The sequence below is a fragment of the Cyanobacteria bacterium GSL.Bin1 genome, assembly GCA_009909085.1.
GTDB lineage: Bacteria > Cyanobacteriota > Cyanobacteriia > Cyanobacteriales > Rubidibacteraceae > Halothece.
Genome location: JAAANX010000043.1, coordinates 1 through 18,339 on the forward strand (window position 1 = coordinate 1; position 18,339 = coordinate 18,339).

Annotated in this window: 15 protein-coding genes; 9 read left to right on the forward strand and 6 right to left on the reverse strand. The window is 44.2% G+C overall.

The genetic code is table 11. The annotated features are described in order from the left end of the window. Positions 1-272 precede the first annotated feature (272 nt). Together GVY04_04145 and GVY04_04150 are read left to right on the forward strand one after the other, a co-directional pair. Complete coding sequence (locus tag GVY04_04145) at positions 273-1,151, forward strand: hypothetical protein (protein NBD15344.1); 879 nt, start codon at positions 273-275, stop codon at positions 1,149-1,151. Positions 1,152-1,329: 178 nt separating this feature from the next. After that, positions 1,330-2,703, forward strand: coding sequence for a DUF2157 domain-containing protein (locus GVY04_04150; protein ID NBD15345.1), 1,374 nt, complete (start codon positions 1,330-1,332; stop codon positions 2,701-2,703). Between the two features lie 89 nt (positions 2,704-2,792). Here GVY04_04150 and GVY04_04155 read toward each other — a convergent pair whose 3' ends face one another. Genes GVY04_04155 through GVY04_04165 form a run of 3 tightly spaced genes read right to left on the reverse strand, consistent with a single transcriptional unit; the run spans position 2,793 to position 4,526 of the window. Further along, positions 2,793-3,092 (reverse strand): hypothetical protein, encoded by a 300-nt coding sequence (locus tag GVY04_04155; GenBank protein NBD15346.1) that lies wholly within the window; start codon positions 3,090-3,092, stop codon positions 2,793-2,795. A gap of 57 nt (positions 3,093-3,149) precedes the next feature. Continuing rightward, entirely contained in the window at positions 3,150-3,323 is a 174-nt protein-coding gene (locus tag GVY04_04160) for a hypothetical protein (GenBank protein ID NBD15347.1), read from the reverse strand. Between the two features lie 21 nt (positions 3,324-3,344). Continuing rightward, positions 3,345-4,526 carry a PDZ domain-containing protein gene (locus GVY04_04165; GenBank protein NBD15348.1) on the reverse strand — a complete coding sequence of 394 codons (1,182 nt, stop codon included), beginning with the start codon at positions 4,524-4,526 and terminating at the stop codon, positions 3,345-3,347. Positions 4,527-4,581: 55 nt separating this feature from the next. Here GVY04_04165 and GVY04_04170 point away from each other — a divergent pair, with 55 nt between their 5' ends. The 3 genes from GVY04_04170 (at position 4,582) to GVY04_04180 (ending at position 9,297) form a co-directional block, all read left to right on the forward strand. Beyond that, positions 4,582-5,991: a histidine kinase gene (locus GVY04_04170; GenBank protein NBD15349.1), complete on the forward strand. Its 1,410-nt coding sequence runs from the start codon at positions 4,582-4,584 to the stop codon at positions 5,989-5,991. A gap of 100 nt (positions 5,992-6,091) precedes the next feature. After that, positions 6,092-6,541: a response regulator gene (locus tag GVY04_04175; protein ID NBD15350.1), complete on the forward strand. Its 450-nt coding sequence runs from the start codon at positions 6,092-6,094 to the stop codon at positions 6,539-6,541. Positions 6,542-6,546: 5 nt separating this feature from the next. Then, positions 6,547-9,297: a response regulator gene (locus tag GVY04_04180; GenBank protein ID NBD15351.1), complete on the forward strand. Its 2,751-nt coding sequence runs from the start codon at positions 6,547-6,549 to the stop codon at positions 9,295-9,297. A 97-nt stretch (positions 9,298-9,394) separates the two neighbouring features. On the opposite strand, the gene GVY04_04185 is transcribed toward GVY04_04180, so the two are convergent. Continuing rightward, on the reverse strand, positions 9,395-9,931 hold the full coding sequence (locus tag GVY04_04185; GenBank protein NBD15352.1) for a phycobiliprotein lyase: 537 nt from the start codon (positions 9,929-9,931) through the stop codon (positions 9,395-9,397). A 137-nt stretch (positions 9,932-10,068) separates the two neighbouring features. On the opposite strand from GVY04_04185, the gene ugpC reads away from it, so the two are divergent. Both ugpC and GVY04_04195 read left to right on the forward strand, forming a co-directional pair. Then, a complete protein-coding gene (gene ugpC / locus GVY04_04190; protein ID NBD15353.1) occupies positions 10,069-11,181 on the forward strand; it encodes a sn-glycerol-3-phosphate ABC transporter ATP-binding protein UgpC in 1,113 nt (370 codons plus the stop codon). Between the two features lie 41 nt (positions 11,182-11,222). Continuing rightward, entirely contained in the window at positions 11,223-12,527 is a 1,305-nt protein-coding gene (locus GVY04_04195) for an S-layer protein (GenBank protein ID NBD15354.1), read from the forward strand. Here GVY04_04195 and GVY04_04200 read toward each other — a convergent pair. After that, positions 12,513-14,216 (reverse strand): hypothetical protein, encoded by a 1,704-nt coding sequence (locus tag GVY04_04200; protein ID NBD15355.1) that lies wholly within the window; start codon positions 14,214-14,216, stop codon positions 12,513-12,515. The two genes, GVY04_04195 and GVY04_04200, sit on opposite strands and share 15 nt — an antisense overlap. Positions 14,217-14,459: 243 nt before the next feature. On the opposite strand from GVY04_04200, the gene GVY04_04205 reads away from it, so the two are divergent. After that, entirely contained in the window at positions 14,460-15,035 is a 576-nt protein-coding gene (locus GVY04_04205) for a Uma2 family endonuclease (GenBank protein NBD15356.1), read from the forward strand. Here the strand turns inward: GVY04_04205 and GVY04_04210 are convergent. Then, positions 15,032-15,979 carry an ATP-binding cassette domain-containing protein gene (locus GVY04_04210; GenBank protein ID NBD15357.1) on the reverse strand — a complete coding sequence of 316 codons (948 nt, stop codon included), beginning with the start codon at positions 15,977-15,979 and terminating at the stop codon, positions 15,032-15,034. The genes GVY04_04205 and GVY04_04210 overlap by 4 nt on opposite strands. Before the next feature lie 110 nt (positions 15,980-16,089). Here GVY04_04210 and GVY04_04215 point away from each other — a divergent pair, with 110 nt between their 5' ends. Continuing rightward, positions 16,090-18,117: a DUF3769 domain-containing protein gene (locus GVY04_04215; protein NBD15358.1), complete on the forward strand. Its 2,028-nt coding sequence runs from the start codon at positions 16,090-16,092 to the stop codon at positions 18,115-18,117. Positions 18,118-18,339 lie beyond the last annotated feature (222 nt).

Consider the following 18,339-nt stretch of genomic DNA (forward strand, 5'->3'; position numbering starts at 1 on the left):
GAGCTTGGTTTTCTGTTTCTAAGGCGATGAGGCGTTGGGTTTGTTCTTTTGGGGTCATGCACCCAATCTTATCACTTTCTTCTTCTCGTCAGTCAGCTCTCTCTCCTACCTCGGCAGTTACTTTAATATATCATAATTGTGAGTGAAATTACTAATATAAAGCAATAGAGGACACTTTTCAAAGTGTCCTCTATTAAACATTAGCAAATTAATGATCACTTTACTATCATTTCAGAGATTAACAAGATCAATTGTGAGGAGTGAGTGTGATTATGTCTAACAGTAAAGTTGGTGTGTCTTTATTTTGTCTAATTGCTGTTACAGCTTTTGCCTCTGAATCTGCATTAGCTGAGACAAATATCGGAAAAAAAGCATCGGAACTTACAAAATATTCTTATTCTGCTTCTGACCTTTTTACCGCGTATGATCCAGTCAACTTAGAAGAATTTTGTGAACGCTATCCCTTTAATTCTCGCTGCGCTGATTTAGAACCTTCAACGCCTGGAGTTGAAACTTCTTCAGCTTCTTCCCCCTCTAGTGCTAACAGTGGTTGGGCGGTTACGCCTGAGATTGGAACTCTAGGTTTGGGAGCATCTGTGACCTATGGCATTACTCCACAATTAAATGGGCGACTGGGACTCAATGCCTTTTCTTTGGGAATCGATGTTGAGGATACAGAAGCCACTTATGATTCCGATGTCAATTTACTCAACATTTCTGCTGCTGCAGATTACTATCCTTTCGAGAATGCTGGATTTAAAGTTTCTGCAGGCTTAATCTTCAATGACAACAACATTAGCGGGACAGCAACACCTAACGGAGGAACGATTGATATTGGCGACGATACCTTCGCTGCATCAGAATTAGGTTCAGTTGATGCAGATGTTGAGTTTCCCAATGAAATTGCTCCCTACATTGGTATTGGTTGGGGTAACCCAGTCCGACCCGGTAGCCGTTGGAATTTTAACGTGAATTTAGGAGTGATGTTCCCGGGTTCTCCGGAAGTAGATGTATCAGCCAATGATGTTGCTCCTGCTGTTCAAAATCAGGTTGAGCAAGCCATTGCCCAGGAAGAAGAAGATTTAGAAGACGAATTGGATAACTTTAATATTTATCCTGTTTTGACAGTAGGGGTTTCTTATCAATTCTAATTGAATTTTTTCCTTCATCTCCCAATTTTGGCGCTATCTTATGGGAGGAGATCCTAGATTCTAGGCTGAGGCAATCTAGATCTGATCAGCGCGAGACAAGTCGATGCCATAATTGTTATTAGTTCCTGATTCGGAGTTTTGTTTTCTAATTTCTGATTTCCGAATAACCAATGACAAAATGGCTTCTGAGAAATTTCGCCAGCAATTAAGAAAAGAAGCAGAAAAGTGGCAAGCAGAGGGGTTAATTGATCCCTCTGTTTTTCACCGATTAGCCCAACGTTATCAGTTTCATACTCTCGAAGCGGATCGTCAGAGTCGCTTTATCATTATTTTATTTGGTTTGGGCGGATTGCTTCTCGGCTTAGGTTTAATTACCCTAGTGGCTGCCAACTGGCAAGGTTGGTCGCGAGGAGTGCGAGTAGGATTGCTCTTAAGTCTCTTTATTGCCGTCAATAGTGCTGGCTTTTGGGGATGGCACTCTCCGCAACAGCGGTGGCAACGATTGGGAAAAGGACTGCTTTTATGCGGTGCTTTGCTTCTTGGGGCAAATTTAGGGTTAATGTCCCAAATGTTTCACCAAAGTGGCGCCGTTTATGAACTGTATTTTGTTTGGGGAATAGGTGTCTTAGCCATGGCTTATGGGTTACAGCTGACTTGGCTGGCAATTCTTGCCATTGGGTTGATCGGAGTGGGGTATTGGTGGGGACTTCCTAATCTGTTTGATCCGGGAGAGACGATGCGATTGTCGGTTGTTATGCAATATGTTCCCTTACTGGCAATGGTCCTCTATCTTCCTCTAGCTGAATTGTGTCAATCACAATGGGTGTTAGTTTGGGGAGTGGTAGCAGTGGTTTCCGCCTTTGAAGTGAGTGTGATTCGGGAATTATCAACGATCGCGCCTTCTTTTCTAGCCGGAGGAGTGGTTACTGCCGCGATCGCGCTGCCTCCTTTATTATTATGGGCCTACTATCCCCGACGAATCGACATTCGACTCCAATTTCACGCAGTTACCTCTCGTCTGGCCATCTTGTTTCTTGCTGCTGTCTGTTACTTGTTTTCCTTTCACTATATCTGGCGTGATTTGAATGTGGGTCGCAACGAGGAAGCAGTGCTCTCTCATCCGGCTGTTTTCGGACAACTGATCGTCTTTACCAGCCTCACGATTTATCAGTGGTGGCGTTTGGGTCAGAGAAGAAATCGAGGGTGGCGATTGGCGTTCAACAGTACACTGGTTGCGGTTACGAGTGTCTTAACTGGCTTAGGAGTCGGCAGTGCCGTGGCAGGATTCAGCCTTTTCAATGTCGTGTGGTTGCCCACTGTCATCTATAATGCTCTGCTCTTTTTTCTCGCGATCGCGCTGATTCGACAAGGGCTCAATCAAGAGATTCGTCTCCAGTTCTGGGCCGGTTTATTATTTTTGAGTTTACAAATTTTCTCCCGGATGTTGGAGTATCAAACCGGCTTAGTCTTCAAGTCGGTCATTTTCTTTCTCTGTGGTCTCGCCATTGTTGTTGCCGGCTTATGGTTTGAACGCTATCTCCAACAAGAATGAGAAGCTGCCTTGAAGGAAGACAAGGCAAAGGGGTGAGGGGGAGAGCTGGTGAACCCAATAATGAGTCATTGGTATCTGGTAATTGCTCACTAACGACGAGACGGACGCTGCATTTTCGAGAGAGTGGGTAAAGGACGGGGAGAGGGGGTATCGGACCCAGTGAGATAACGAGTTGTTGTTTTGCGTTGGGAAACGGGGCGATATTGATAGCTTTGCCACCACCGGAGCGCGATCGCGCTGGTGCCCACTAAGAGTCCTAGCGTCAATAAGCTCCAACGCTCCCCAAAGCCGCCAATCAGGGCATTGACGACTCCAATGGTCAAAATAAAAGCAGAAATGGGTTCTTTGCGATAAGCACGAGTAATAAAGCGCGGTAACAAAATGTTCATGCTTGTCCTTGAGCGTTAGATTTTAATTCAAAGTGCTAATTCTACAGTAACGAACGATCAAACTAATCCTACCCAAGCGAGTAAGCCCTTTCCGGTGAGAAATTCGATCAGCAATAGGGCGACAAACCCAATCATGGCAGCACGACCATTCAGACGTTCTGCATATTGATTAAAGCCAAACTTAGGTTCTTTGGTATTGGGCGTGACACTCGGTTGGGGTTGATTCATCATTAATTTTTTATAGTTGCTACCTTAATCATCAGTGGGGAACTTACCAGGACGAACCGTCAGCGTTTCCTCCTTGCCATTGCGATTAACATTTACTGTTAATGCTTCACCAATAGCACTCCTTTCCACCGCTTGTTGGACATCAGTGGCCGTTTGGATGGCATTGCCGCCTACGTTCAAAATGATATCACCTTCGCGAAAACCGGCGCGATCAGCCGGAGAATTATCCACGACACCGACAACCAGTACCCCTTGTTCAGCCGCAACGGAAAAGTCAAAGCGACTAGCACCATTAATTTCTTTGCGCAGATCGGGGGTGAGTGTTACCATCCGAATCCCCAAGTAGGGGTGCGCGGCTTCTCCTTCTGTGACCAATTGGTTTGCAATGCGGGAGGCAAGTTCGATGGGAATGGCAAACCCTAACCCTTCGGCATTGGCGCGAATTGCCGTATTAACGCCAATGACCTCCCCTTGGGCATTTAAAAGCGGACCCCCCGAATTGCCTGGATTAATCGCTGCATCCGTTTGAATGAAACTGACCCGTTTATCGGGAATGCCCACTTGAGAACTCGACCGGCCAATGGCACTGATAATGCCCACAGTAACGGTATTATTTAAGCCAAGCGGATTGCCAATCGCGATCGCCCAATCGCCGGGGATAATCGCTTGAGAACTGCCCAAAGTAACAGTGGGAAGGTTCTGAGCCGGAATTTTAATCACAGCGACATCAGTTACTAGATCAGCCCCGACCACAACTCCCTCAAAACTTCGTCCATCTCTCAGCGTTACTTTGACCTCATCGGCATCTTCCACGACATGGGCATTGGTTAAGACTAAGCCATCTGCACTAAAAATAAACCCCGATCCGGTTCCTTCCCGCACCCGACGACGTTCTTGAGGGGCTTCTTCCCCAAAAAATCGTCGATAAAAAGGCTCCTGTTCCTTTTGTGATATAATTCGAGCCGAGTCAAGGCGAACAACGGCTGGACCCACGGTTTGGGCTGCTCTAGCAATAAAGCTGGAACTTTCTAGAGGAGGCGTAGCGGGTCGTGAAGAAGGATCGGGAAGTTGGATCGGCTGCACTGGGGAGAGATCAACTGCCGGTGATGGATCGTCTTGCCAATATTGACTGGCAGATAATCCAGCCACTCCTCCTAAAGTAAGTAAACCCAAATAAAGTCCTAGTTGCTTGCTGAATCGGCTCATGGGGTAGCGTTTTGCTTTTCTTTTCTAGTGTACGTAATTTTTTGGAAAGTAGCAGATGACGCAGACGTCTCGGCAATGGAAAAAGCTCTTCATTTTTAATTTGCGGTGGCGAGGAGGAATTATGATTGCCCTCCCTGTAATTTGTTTGCTGACCGCAATTTTAATGATTGCTGGCTTACGGTCTCAAACGGCAAATGCCCGGACTCAAGAACAAAAAAGTCAAAGTATTCTCAATGCTGCCAATGCCTTGCTGCTGGGATTACAAGGGGCAGAATCGGAAGTCCGGGGTTATAGTGTTACCCAAAATCAGACGTTTTTAGATAACTATGAAAAAGCACAAACCACGATTAATAAAAACTGCGATGAGTTACAAGCTTTAGCCCAAGAAAGTGCCATACAAAAAACAGAAGTTGCTCAAATTCAAGAGTTAGTTAAACAACAACTGAATCATTTAGAAGCAACGATTCAACTGAGTCAAAATTCAACAAAAATCACCCAACAATCTTCGGTCCTTGATCGGCAACTTTTAAAAAATGAGATTCAATTTCAAGAGCTAGAAAATGTAATCGCGCAGTTTATTGAACAACAAAAAAATGCGCAAGCGCAACGGGAAGCAAAAGTTGAGACTTGGAAAAATTTAACCACACAAGTGCAATGGTTAGCCCTGATTGTTGGCTTAACAGCAACCGGTGGCGCGATTTATCTTTTTATTAATTTAGATCATCAATTGTCACAATATACAGATCGGATTGAAGAAAGTAATGCTTATTTAGCGCGGACGACCCAAACCCTCGAAAAACGCAATCAAGAGTTAGACCAATTTGCTTACATTGTATCTCATGATCTCAAAGCGCCTTTACGCGCGATCGCGAATCTTTCCAGTTGGATTGAAGAAGATTTAGCCGGCAGATTAGACCCAGAAATGCAACATCAAATGGATTTATTACGCGGAAGAGTCCATCGCATGGAAGCGTTTATTAATGGCATTTTGGAATACTCTCGTGTCGGACGAATGCGCTCACAAGTCGAGACCGTCAATGTGGAATCGTTACTGAAAGAAATTATTGATTCCCTTGCCCCGCCGCCGGAATTCACCATTGAATTTTCGACTCCGATGCCCACTTTAGTCACTGATCCCTTACCCTTACAACAAATCTTTACAAATTTAATTAGCAATGCGATTAAACATCATCATCGTTGCGATGGAAAAATTTTTATTGCTTCCCAAGAACTAGCAAACGCTTACCAATTTAGCATTAGCGATGATGGACCCGGCATTGATTCCAAATTTCATGAAAAAATATTTATTATGTTTCAAACGCTCCAAGCGCGCGATACTGTAGAAAATACAGGTGTTGGCTTAGCAATTATTAAAAAAATTCTTGACGATAAAGGAGGAACAATTAAAGTAGAGTCGGAACCCGAAAAGGGAACTACTTTTTATTTTACCTGGCTTAAAAGATAAACCAATTATCCATTTCTGAGAACTCTATTTTTAAGTAGAGGAAAAGAAATGGTAGCCTTTGTTACACTGAAGAGCCATGACGTTAATTGTTGCAACAAAAATGTCAAAAAAACAACTCAATATTTTATTAGTAGAAGATGATGAAGTTGATGTAATGACCGTGCAACGCGCCTTTAAGAAAAATAATCTTCTAAAAGACCATCAACTGTTTGTGGCCAATAATGGGATTGAAGCCTTGAATTTACTGCGAGGAGAGGGAACGGAAACAATGCCCTTGCATAACCGGTTGGTCTTGCTTGATTTGAATATGCCCAAAATGGGGGGAATTGAATTTCTCCATGAACTAAGGGCTGATCCCTGCTTGCAAACAACCTCTGTCATTGTCCTGACGACATCTGATGAAGACAGAGATAAAGTAGAAGCGTATAAGTTTAATGTTGCCGGTTATATTCTCAAGCCGGTGACATTTGATAAATTTGTGGATACGATCGCGGTAATTGATGAATATTGGCAGTTGAGTCAACTGCCAACGATTTATCCAGATCATTAATGGCTATGGTAAAAGTGTTACTGGTAGAAGATGATGAAGTGGATCGCATGGCGGTTGAGCGCGCTTTGAAAAAAGGCGTGGAAGATGAACTGATTATCCTCTCAGCAGACAACTGTACTAGTGCCCTCGACAACTTAGACAGTCATGATGATCTCGAATGTGTCTTTTTAGACTACCGACTGCCCGATGGCGATGGCTTAAGTTTAATTGAACAAATTCGGAGTCAGTACAGTAAACTACCTTTGGTGGTCTTAACCGGACAAGGGGATCATCAAGTGGCAGTTGACTTGATGAAAGCGGGGGCGATTGATTATTTATCTAAAGCAGAAATCTCTCCGGAAAATCTCTCCCAAAGCCTCCACCGCGCGGTTCGGGTGTATCGTGCCGAACGCGAAGCCGAAGCAGCTAATGCGCGTCTTCGGGAAAGTGAAGAACGCTATCGACTGGTTTTAGAAGGCTCGAATGAAGGGATTTGGGATTGGAATGTTGAATCACAAGTCGTCTATTGTAATGACCGCTTTCTACAAATGATTGGTTTAGCACCAGGGGAGCGAGAAATTGAAAAAGACCAGTTCTATGGTCAAATTCATCCCGATGATCGTGCCCAGGTGAAAGCAACGGTTGAAGACTGTTTGCTGGGTACAATTAACCAAATCGAAGTTGAATTTCGCGTCCGTCATACCTCTGGCGAATATCGCTACTGCATTGCTCGCGGCAAAGCGCAACATACTCTTCGCGGAGAAGCCCGGCGCCTCTCAGGGGTTTTAATTGATATTACTGAACGCAAGCGCAATGAAGTGCGCAGTCAGTTTCTTGCCGAAGCTAGTCAACTCTTGTCTTCTTCTCTAGAATATCGCACCACCTTGGAAAATTTAGCGCGTCTGGCGGTGCCTCGCCTTGCGGATTGGTGCGCGATCGATGTGGTGGATGGAGAAGGGGTTTATGGGAGTCCACCCAGCTTAAAACGCATTGCAGTGGCTCATGTTGATCCCAATAAAGCGAACCTGGTTTGGCAATTAGAACCTTATCTCAATAATCAAGAAAAAAAACAATATCATTGTGGTGCTGCTGTCTTGCGAAGTCATGGTTCCGATGCCTGTTTTTATGTCAATGGGGCGAAAAATTATGATATGGCGGTAGATCAAGAACATCTCCATATTTTAGAAGCATTGGATTGTCGTTCTTACATCTGTGTACCTCTAGCCGTTGGTGAAGAAATTTTAGGCACGCTCTTGTTTGCCAGTAGTGAATCGGGGCGACATTATACCCAAGCCGATTTATCCTTAGCCGAAGATTTAGCCCAACGGGCGGCGTTAGCAATTGAAAATGCTCGTTTGTACCAGGAAGCGCAAGAAGCAACCAATAATTTACGCACCACTTTTCGGATTTTACAAGAACAAGAACAACAGCTGCGCACCCTCCAACAGTTAACAAACTTGTTGAATCAACGGTTGAGTAATTTGCCGGAACTCTTAAAGGTGATGGCACAAGCCACCTATAAAACCATTGCCCACGCAGAAGTCTGTTTAATTGCTTTGTACAATTCCCATCAGGAAGTGATGTTAACGGTTGTGGCCGGAGAACAGACAGAAAATGTCGATTTAAAGCAGGTTTTTTCCTTAGAAAAAGGGGTTCTGAAATCCGTTTTTACTCACGGTAAGCCAGAAATTTATCAAAATGACCAGGGGATTGAACAGTTACCGCATTTGATGTATGGGGTTGCGATTGAATCGGCAAAATCAGGACGCTTAGGGATTTTAGCCGTAGGTCGTTGGCATCAAAACGCAAGGGAAAATTTTCAAGCAACGTTTAATGAAGAAGATCAAAAGCTATTAAAAGCGGTGGGAGAACAAGCCGCGATCGCGATCGATAATGCCCGACTGATTAAAAGTTTAGAAGAGGGAGAAGAACGCCTCGAACAACAAAATAAAATTCTCGCTCAGCAAAATCAAGAGTTAGAAAAACAGCAACGGCATATCAAATTACAAAATATCAAATTGCTCGAAGCAGCGCGTTTAAAATCCCAATTTATCGCTACCATGTCTCACGAACTCCGCACGCCCATGAATGCGATTATTGGCTTTTCGCAGTTGTTGTTACGGCAAGTGAAAGAGACCTTAAAGCCGCAACATACCCAAATGTTAGAGCGTATCTTGAGTAACGGAAAAACCCTACTGGCTCTGATTAATGATATTCTAGACCTTTCCAAAATGGAAGCAGGGCGATTAGAATTGCGCCTTGAACGCTGTAACCTGCAAACCGTTATTTCTGATACGGTAGAAGAGCTGCGATCGCTGGCAGATGAAAAAAAGATTGCCTTAAATTTTCGGTCTGAATTGAAAAATCCTTGGGTTACGAATGATAGTACCCGGATTCGTCAAGTTATTATTAATTTACTCTCCAATGCAATTAAATTTACTGAAGAAGGCTCAGTAACAGTTATTGTTAGAGAATTACCGGAAAATTGGATTAAAATTATGGTTCAAGATACCGGAATTGGCATGACCGAAGAAGAAAAATCGCAGATTTTTGAAGCCTTTCGCCAAGTGGATCAGACCTTAACGCGCAAATATCCTGGAACCGGCTTAGGACTGGCAATTACTGATTCTTTAGTGTCATTAATGGGTGGAGAAATTACGGTACATAGTGTGATCCATCAAGGCTCTTCTTTTGAAGTTAAACTCCCTCGTGAAGTTAAGGAAGAGGATAACAAAACCTATTCTCAGTCTTCTTGTCAATCGGGTCATCTTTATTAATTTATGATTAGCGCATGGCAAGCAAAATCACTGGAGGGTTTCAGTAGAGATGAGAGGAAATTAATTACCCAATCCTCTCACCGCTTGCTGATTTTAGTTAACTGATGCGTTTTTCCAAATATTGACCAATCATAATTTCTTCTCCAGCACGGGAAATAATCGTCTGGCGAGTGCGATACCGATCACTGATCAGTTTGAGTTCTTCTTCAAAAACGGAACCGTTATATTCGGTTCGCAAACAGAGGGTATTGGGATTGGTAAAGTAATATTCGGCAGTGACGGGAGAGGCAATGGCAAAGCCGCGATCGCGATATAAGGTATTTCCCAAGGCACCAAATAAGGTGGAATCTTCGGATTGCTTTTTCCCAGTCTTGCTATCTTCACTTCTCCAACTCACTTTTGCGCCACACAAGAGAGTTCTTGGAGGAAATTCATGTAACCCTTCTAAAATCGCAAGTGCTTCACTTCCGGCTTCGAGAAATTCGACCCAAATCTCACTGGTTACTTCTTTCGTTTTTCCATCCGTTAAAGTGTAGTAACGGCGTTGGGAATGCCAATGACCGGCAGTGGTGCGGAAAAATTGAGCAATTAAGGGTTCAGTTTGGGTTGAGAGTGGCTTCGATTGTACTTTCACAGATATCCTCGCGCTAAGCTGGCTTTACCAGAAAAATTTGTTTTTCCGGTATTTACTTTACATTGTTTAACAAAAATAAGGCAAATCGCTTCCCTCTGTTGTAATAAATTTAGCGGAATTGGCAGAAAATCGAACTCATGGCAAAAGTTGAACTGCGACAAGTATCACGACGTTATGGTAAAACCAGCGCAATTGAGGATATTTCCCTAAAGATAGCGGATGGACAATTTTGTGTGTTAGTCGGTCCTTCCGGATGTGGAAAATCAACGCTTTTACGCGCGATCGCCGGGTTAGAAACAGTTAGCGAAGGCAGTATTTATATTGCCGATCGGCTGGTGAATGAAATTCCCGCACGAGAACGAGATGTGGCAATGGTGTTTCAAAACTATGCCCTTTATCCTCATCTTACCGTTGCGGAGAACTTGGGGTTTGGCTTAAAAATGCGAAAAGCGCCGCCCAAAATAATCGAGCAGGAGGTACAGAAAACGGCGCAGTCTCTGGGAATTTCGCATCTGCTCAACCGTAAGCCCAAACAACTCTCTGGGGGACAACAACAGCGGGTTGCTCTAGGACGAGCGATTATTCGTCAGCCACAAGCTTTTCTTTTAGATGAACCCCTTTCTAATTTAGATGCTCAACTGCGGGAGGAAACTCGCGCCGAACTGAAACGCCTGCATCAGGAATTAGGCATTACGACGATCTATGTTACTCATGACCAAGGGGAAGCAATGACGCTTGCCGAACAACTTGTAGTGATTTCTCAAGGGCGCATTCAGCAGATTGGGACACCAGAAGAGGTCTATCATTTTCCGGCAAATCGTATGGTTGCTGGTTTTCTCGGCAGTCCTCCCATGAACTTTTTACAGGCCAAATATGCCGAGGGTTATTTTCATTGTGGCGAACAGCGTCTTCGTGCTACAGAGGGAGTGGAAAAAGACACTGCTTTCGCTTCACCAGAAAAGTTGTGTCTTGGCATTCGTCCAGAAGCCATTTCAGTTGCCAATTCTCTTTCGCAAGATGAATTAGCCTGTTTAAAGTTGGAAGTAGAACTGATTGAACCGTTAGGTCGAGAAACCTTGCTGCGAGGTCAGGTTTTAGGAACGAACGAAAGCCTCAATTTTTTCGTGTCAGGCATTTGGCAAGGTCACCGTCAAGAACATCTGAGTGTGCAGGTTGATTTAAATCAGTTATTTGTTTTCAATCAGAGTAGTGGTGATAGGATTTACCCGATCAAACTTCGCGATAATTGATCGTGAATACCCAAATTAGCCAAGCTCATATTTTAGATAAAATGCCTTTATTCGAGCGAAAAATAAGTATTAGTTTACTCATCACCTTTACCTTGCTGACGGGATGCAGTGAGAGCCTTCAACAACGTCTTGCTGCCGATCCCAATCTCCAAGAACAAGAAGAAAACACAACAACGACACCGACTCCTTCTTCGGAAGAACCGACTAATTCAGACTCATCAGACGCCTCTAATCCGTCGAATCCCCCAACCGACAATACCAACCGGACGACTCCTGAAACCACTGAAGAACCGACAGCAGAGGTACCTGAGACAATTCCCGTTTATCCTAACGCTGAGTTAGTGGGTCAAGAAACGAATGCAGAAGCCTCATCTGGTACTCTTGAACTCACGACAACCGATGAGAGGGCTGAAATTGCCAATTTTTATGAGCAAGCATTGAAGCAAGAGAATTGGGAAATTGTTACTCCCTTTACGCGTGAGGCAACGGCGGGTGAGCAAGTTCTTAGGGCCAAATCAAGTTCTCTTGCGTTACAAGTGACTCTCTTCGAGGAAACAGAAGACGCAGCAACGCAACGACTGCTGATTGAATATCAGCCCCTTGCTGATACCCGTCCTACAGCAGAACCCCCTCAGCCTGAAGAATCTGAAGACTCAACCCAGACCTCTGCTAGTCGGACTTTTACGGATTTAGAACAAACGCCTGATCCGTTAGCGCCTTATGTTCGGGATGTGGCTCAACTCGGAATTTTAACGCCAATTGCCAATGATAATCAAAGTGGGAAGCAGTTTGCCCCGAATCAAGCGATGACCCGTCGCACCTTTGCCCGTTGGCTATTCAAGGCGAATAACCGATTTTATCGCGATCGCGCCAGCCAACAAATTCGCCCGGTGCAACAAGCTCAAACCCCTGCCTTTACCGACATTCCTCCCTCCGATCCCGATTTTGCCATTATTCAAGGCTTAGCCGAAGCCGGATTAATCCCTTCGCGATTAACGGGAGATACAACAGTGACTCGTTTTCGTCCCGATGCCCCTTTAACTCGAGAAACCCTCTTTCTTTGGAAAGTCCCACTGGATACGCGAAGTAATCTCCCCGCTGCTGATGTCAACACAGTAAAAGAAACATGGGGCTTTCAAGATGCCAGTAAAATTGACCCGAAAGCCCTCGGTGCAATCGTTGCTGACTTCTCCAATGGCGAACAATCCACCTTGCGTCGTGTTTATGGCTATACGCAATTGTTACAACCAGAAAAAGCCGCCACCCGTGCTGAGGCGGCGGCTGCGTTGTGGTCATTTGGGACACAAGGGGAAATTGTGACCGCAAAAGAATTAACCCAAGATTGAGCGTTTGAGGTTCTCGTTGCCAAATAGGGCTTTTGTATTGGATTCTCCCGCTTGTTTCAGTTGGCGAGTCAGTTGAAGCGTGCAACTGATAATAACAACCCACTGGGCAAGTAAGGTAAAGCCAATACCAGTCGTGCTCACAATTGGCCCGGTGGCAATGGGGAAAAATGCAAAGGTTAGAACCTGTGGCAGTTCCAAAATACCGCCCACAGCAGTGGGAATAAACATGACACTACTGACGATGATGATGGCAAAAATACTCCGTTTCTGCGTTTTCATCAGTAAAACCAGTTGGGCGATGCAAGCATAAGCCAGGAACGCACTGCTAACCGACAAAACGGTGGCAAAAACCGAGATGCGATCATTGCCGAGTGGTAAGAACAGCACCGCTGGGGTGATAATTAAAATATTGGAGAGTAAGTTCAGCGCGATCGCGCCGTTAGCTGGACTTTCGTCTCCTCGCATTAAATCCGCGACTAAATTGTGGGTGTCTTTGCGATTCTTTTGCTGCCGATATCTAGCCCAATCTTGTAACGTTTGTCGATGGGGAGATAAGGCAATAATGAGTAATAAAAACACCATTAATTCAATGGCAAAAAAGATTTGAAAATTCCGAACGATGCTGTAGTCTTCCAAAGTCATAAAACCCAGTAAAGAGACTGTGACACTACCGGTAAACCAATAGCTTTTCGGTTTACTGAGAAGCGTGGCATGGGCGTTATGGAAGCGGCGGTTTAAGCCTTGCCAAACCCAGTACGTCCACCAAGCATAGTTGATCATTAATAGCGCGATCGCGCTGCTGGCATAATTCCAAACCGGGAAACTATACCAATGCAAAGTCATAGCATCTTTGAGGTTAAAGTAGCCAATGGTATCCAAAGAGTGAGGGGTTTGTCCGATTAAATAGGGCAAAGCCTTCCCCGGATAAAATAACGCTAGCCAATCAGAAGGATCGTTACTGACTAAAGAATTACCGTAGCCGCCGAGAGTCGCTAACCAGAGAAATAATAAGACAATTCCGGTGCCTAACCAAGCTTGAAAACTCCCTAATCCTGCCGTGACTAAACCATAGAGGAGTGCTGCACTAAAAAAGAAGGCACAACTGGCAACAACAACCAGATAAAATCCTAAAATTAGGGTCAGGGGAATCTCTGCTGCCAAGCCTGCAACCAAGTGGAGGGGTAAGGCTAACAAAATTACCGTATAAATAAGAATGGGAACTCCTAAAATTTTTCCCACTAAAAGATTCGTGGCGGAACGGGGACTCAGACGCACAAAATTTAAGGTTCCACTTTCTTCTTCTTTGGCCAGGTCGCTAATGAGTAAATAGGTTCCTGCGGCTAAGAGAACAATTAAAAAAGCAGCTGTTAACCAAGTAAATAAATCCAGCCACCATAATTGCCAATTCATCATTAAATTCCCAGCCGTATCTTCTAAACAATAATTATTCGGTGGATTGTGCATCTGGGCTGCACTTAACTCTTCGACTGGGGGCGTACCAATACAGTAACGATTGATGCGATTGACCGCAGACGGCAGTTCCCCTCTAAACCCCAAATAAATCAGTAGTTGGCTTAATAAAGAAGCGACTACTGCAATGGAAAGATTACGTCCTTTCCAACGTCCTTTAATTTCTCGCACCAGTTGCGGATTCCAATCACTGATGCGCGATCGCGCTGCTTCTAACATTCGACAACAACTCCTCGCTGATTGCGTTCTCAATTCCTGACCGAAATTCGGATTCATCTCCCTATGGACAGTTGACAATCTGTCTAACTATTTCAGTCGTCGTAGAATTGGCTCCAGTATACCCTGTTTCCACTGCTACCATAAAATTATTCTCACAAAATAAAGATAAAAATCAATATTGACTGATTAAAAATCAAGGCAGTCTTCTGTCAAGTGATTCCGTTTTTAAGGAGAGAAAAAGTAATGCTGACCCAAACTCAATCTTACACACCTGAAGAATACCTAGAATTAGAAGAAAACACAGAAGAAAGACATGAATATCGTGATGGAGAAATTGTTCTGATGACTGGAGGAACCACGAACCATAATGAAATTTCCGGAAATTTATATGCGCATCTTAAGTTTGGCTTAAGGAAACAAAATTATCGCGTTTATATCGGTGATGTTAAAGTTTGGATTCCACGTTATCGTCAATATACCTATCCGGATGTCATGGTGATTGCTGGGGAACCGGTTTATGCAGATCAGGGAACCACCACCGTCATGAATCCGATTTTAATTACAGAAGTCTTATCTCAATCCACTAAAAACTATGATCAAGGCGATAAATTTTTAGCCTATCGCTCAATTCCTGAATTAAGAGAATATATTTTAATTGACCAAACCCGATATCAGATTATGCAATATACCAAACAAAATGATCAGCAGTGGTTATTAACTGAGTATCTAGAGGAGAAAGCGACAATCGAGTTGCAAGGTTTGGACTTTGCTATCCCTATACTTGATTTGTATGAAGGGGTTGATTTCAGTTTGACTTAAGATGGTTGTTGATGATCCAGTTGTAAAAATAACTTTTCTAAATTTTGTTCTTGCGTATGAAAGCCAGTGATTTTAAAGCCTAAATCAAGCAGCGATCGCAGCAGGTCGGATTTATTGGCTTCGGTACCGCTAAATTCAACTTTAATCCGCTTTTCTGTGGGCATAATTTCATAGGTTCCTACGCCTTGAAAGCGCGGTAAAATCTCTGCCAACTCTTCAATGCGATCTACCGTAGAAATGATTAATTCTTGTTGGGAATACCGTTGATAAAGATCTTTTAAAGACGCACTTTCTACTAGGTATCCTAACTCCATAATACCAATCGAAGTACAAAGTTCAGCAAGATCACTGAGGACATGAGAAGAAATTAAGATCGTCATTCCCGCTTCTTGTAAAACCTTAATAATTTCTCGAAATTGTTGACGAGACATCGGGTCAAGACCGGAAACAGGTTCATCTAAGAGTAATAAAATCGGTTCATGAATAATGGTTCGGGCTAAACTCAACCGTTGACGCATTCCTCGGGATAAAGTGGCAATCAAACTATGGCGTTTAGAGGTGAGTTGAACTAATTCTAAAACCTCTTCTAAGCGCCGTCGTAATTGGGGTTGACGCAGATAATAAAGCCGACCAAAATACTCTAAATAATCCCAAACGGTAAGATCGTCATAAAGGGGAAAATCATCAGGAAGATAGCCTAAGCGACGCTTGAGAGGGAAATAAGATTGATGGAAGCGGACCGGTTCATCAAACCAATACACTTCTCCCACGGTTGGCTCTTCAATCCCTGCTAACATCTGGATTAGGGTCGTCTTGCCAGCACCATTGGGACCAATTAACCCATAAACTTCTCCTGTCTCAATCGTTAAATCAACATCATAAACGGCCAGTTGACGATCATATTGCTTAGTTAATCCACGGGTTTCGATGGCTAAATTGTTCATGGTCAAATTGAAAAGTGAGACACAAAGAATTGATAATAACTGTGCTTTCTGCTCCAATGATACTCAACCTGTAAGCAAACCATGACAAATTGTCACTCGTCAATCAATAAATGCTATTTGCTGATGTTTCCCCTCTTTCCCAACCTAAGTTAGAAACTGTTGTTCCGGCAAAAAATGACTCTCAGCTTGCCTTAATTGAACGCCGCAATGGAGTAGTTAATACGGGACAGAAGATTACTCATGTTCAAATTCAAATCAGAGGAGGAAAAACACGGCGATGGCAAATTGCCCAGAGAGGGACAGCTTCCACGCCAGAGGTCCTAGAAGTAATGGCAGATCGCCAAACCTATAATCCTCAAACTCAGGTCATTACAGCAGAAGGAAATGTCACGGTTCGCTTTGCGCAAGGGGTTCTAGTGGCCGATGAATTAAAAATTAATACGGCAACTCGGTTGGCAGTGGGAACGGGGAATATTAGCTTCCGGCGCGGGGAACAAGTTTTAAATGGCGATCGCTTTGAATACAATTTTCTGCAAGATGAAGGGGTTATCGAAAATGGCAGCGGGGAAATCTATCAACCGACGCTGGACCGAGATGTATCCTTTGGTTTGAGTGGTGGCACAGCAGCAACCTTACCAGCAACCCCCCTCACTGAACCACCGATTCAAGATGTGACTCAAGATACGCAATTTCAGTTTTCTGCTGGGGGAGGAGGAGGAGTAGAAAATTTTTCTGTTCCCGAGACGGGCGGCGGAATTAATCGCTTGCGCTTTGCCGCCGAGGAAATTGTGATTGATGGGGGAAACTGGACAGCGACGAATGTTCGCCTTACCAATGACCCGTTTTCTCCGCCTGAATTAGAAGTTCGGGCTGATACAGCTGAATTTCGTCAATTGGGACCCTTACGAGATGAAATTCTCACCTCTGACCAACGTTTAGTCTTTGATGATGGGTTGTCGGTTCCAATTCCGCGCAATCGCATTGTGCTAGATCAACGGGAACGTTCGCCTGGTATTGTTAATTTTGGCTTTGATTCTGATGATCGCGGTGGGTTATACGTCGAAAGAGAGTTTACGGTTTTTAACACCCCGCAGTGGAATTTTAGTGTGACGCCTCAGTATTTTGTGCAACAAGCCTTCCTCGATGATTCCATTGCTGATCCTGGAGTATTGGGAATTCAAGGAGAACTGACAGGACAGTTTAGCCCCCGCACAACGTTAACAGCAAGGGGAGAAATGACTGGATTTGAAGAAGATGTGTTGGAAGATAATTTACGGGGCAGTATCCGCTTACAACAAGCTGTGGGACGAGATAAGGGACAGCATCGCCTCAATTTAGAAGCTAGTTATCGCGATCGTCTGTTTAATGGTTCTCTGGGTTTTCAAACGGTACAAAGTAGTATTGGCGCTGTCATTGCCTCTCCCAACTTTACCTTAGGTGATAGTGGGATTAATTTCCGATACCAAGGGGGAGTGCAGCGCGTTAATGCGGAAACAGATGTGCAGGAACTTTTAGAACCCGACCGCGAAAATAACCGGGTGACCTTGACCCGTTATCAAGCGGCAACCGAGTTCAGTTGGGGAACTTCGCTTTGGCAAGGAGAATCTCTACCCGCGACACAAGAGGAAGGATTACGATATACCCCCACTCCTGTGCTTCCCAATCTTCGCTTCCAAACAGGGGTGACTGGCGTGACAAGTCTTTACAGCAATGGTGATGATCAAAACTCGCTTAGCCTCAGTGTTGGTTTGAGAGGACAGTTGGGTCACTTTTCAAAAAATGTTCTTGATTATACCAGTTTCAATGTGACCTATACCCAAGCCCTTGGCGAAGGGGAATCGCCATTTAAATTTGATCGTTTGGTTGATCGCAGACGATTATCGTTGGGAGTCCTACAGCAAATTTATGGTCCTGTTTTGGGGGGAGTTCAAGCCTCGATTAACCTTGATGATGGCGAAGTAATTAGCAGTGACTTCATCCTCGAATATTCCCGTCGCACTTATAATCTCCGTCTCCGCTACAATCCCACACAAGAAATTGGTTCAGTTTCCATCCGCATCAATGGTTTCAACTGGGATGGATCTGCTGATGCTTTTGAAAATGTTCAGACCGTTGAAGATGGCGTCATTCGGGAATAGTCAAGGGAATAGGGAATAGTAGTGGGCGATCAATCTTCTCTTGAGGGATGAGTGTGCTGATCTGTTCTCCCCTGTCTCCCCTGTCTCCCCTGTCTCCCCTGTCTCCCTTGTCTCCCCCCATTGGTGACAAGTTAAGAAAATAGGGAATTTGTCAAGGGTCGGTTTACAGAACTAGCTAAACGGTTGAAACTAAGAGGAGACAGGAGATTGAGGGGTTAGAAG

Bases quoted from the DNA above. Each gene is read 5' to 3' on its own strand.
- GVY04_04145 (NBD15344.1), top strand. From the start codon at position 273: ATGTCTAACAGTAAAGTTGGTGTGTCTTTATTTTGTCTAATTGCTGTT.
- GVY04_04150 (NBD15345.1), top strand. From the start codon at position 1,330: ATGGCTTCTGAGAAATTTCGCCAGCAATTAAGAAAAGAAGCAGAAAAG.
- GVY04_04155 (NBD15346.1), bottom strand. From the start codon at position 3,092: ATGAACATTTTGTTACCGCGCTTTATTACTCGTGCTTATCGCAAAGAA.
- GVY04_04160 (NBD15347.1), bottom strand. From the start codon at position 3,323: ATGATGAATCAACCCCAACCGAGTGTCACGCCCAATACCAAAGAACCT.
- GVY04_04165 (NBD15348.1), bottom strand. From the start codon at position 4,526: ATGAGCCGATTCAGCAAGCAACTAGGACTTTATTTGGGTTTACTTACT.
- GVY04_04170 (NBD15349.1), top strand. From the start codon at position 4,582: ATGACGCAGACGTCTCGGCAATGGAAAAAGCTCTTCATTTTTAATTTG.
- GVY04_04175 (NBD15350.1), top strand. From the start codon at position 6,092: ATGTCAAAAAAACAACTCAATATTTTATTAGTAGAAGATGATGAAGTT.
- GVY04_04180 (NBD15351.1), top strand. From the start codon at position 6,547: ATGGTAAAAGTGTTACTGGTAGAAGATGATGAAGTGGATCGCATGGCG.
- ugpC (NBD15353.1), top strand. From the start codon at position 10,069: ATGGCAAAAGTTGAACTGCGACAAGTATCACGACGTTATGGTAAAACC.
- GVY04_04195 (NBD15354.1), top strand. From the start codon at position 11,223: ATGCCTTTATTCGAGCGAAAAATAAGTATTAGTTTACTCATCACCTTT.
- GVY04_04200 (NBD15355.1), bottom strand. From the start codon at position 14,216: ATGTTAGAAGCAGCGCGATCGCGCATCAGTGATTGGAATCCGCAACTG.
- GVY04_04205 (NBD15356.1), top strand. From the start codon at position 14,460: ATGCTGACCCAAACTCAATCTTACACACCTGAAGAATACCTAGAATTA.
- GVY04_04210 (NBD15357.1), bottom strand. From the start codon at position 15,979: ATGAACAATTTAGCCATCGAAACCCGTGGATTAACTAAGCAATATGAT.
- GVY04_04215 (NBD15358.1), top strand. From the start codon at position 16,090: ATGCTATTTGCTGATGTTTCCCCTCTTTCCCAACCTAAGTTAGAAACT.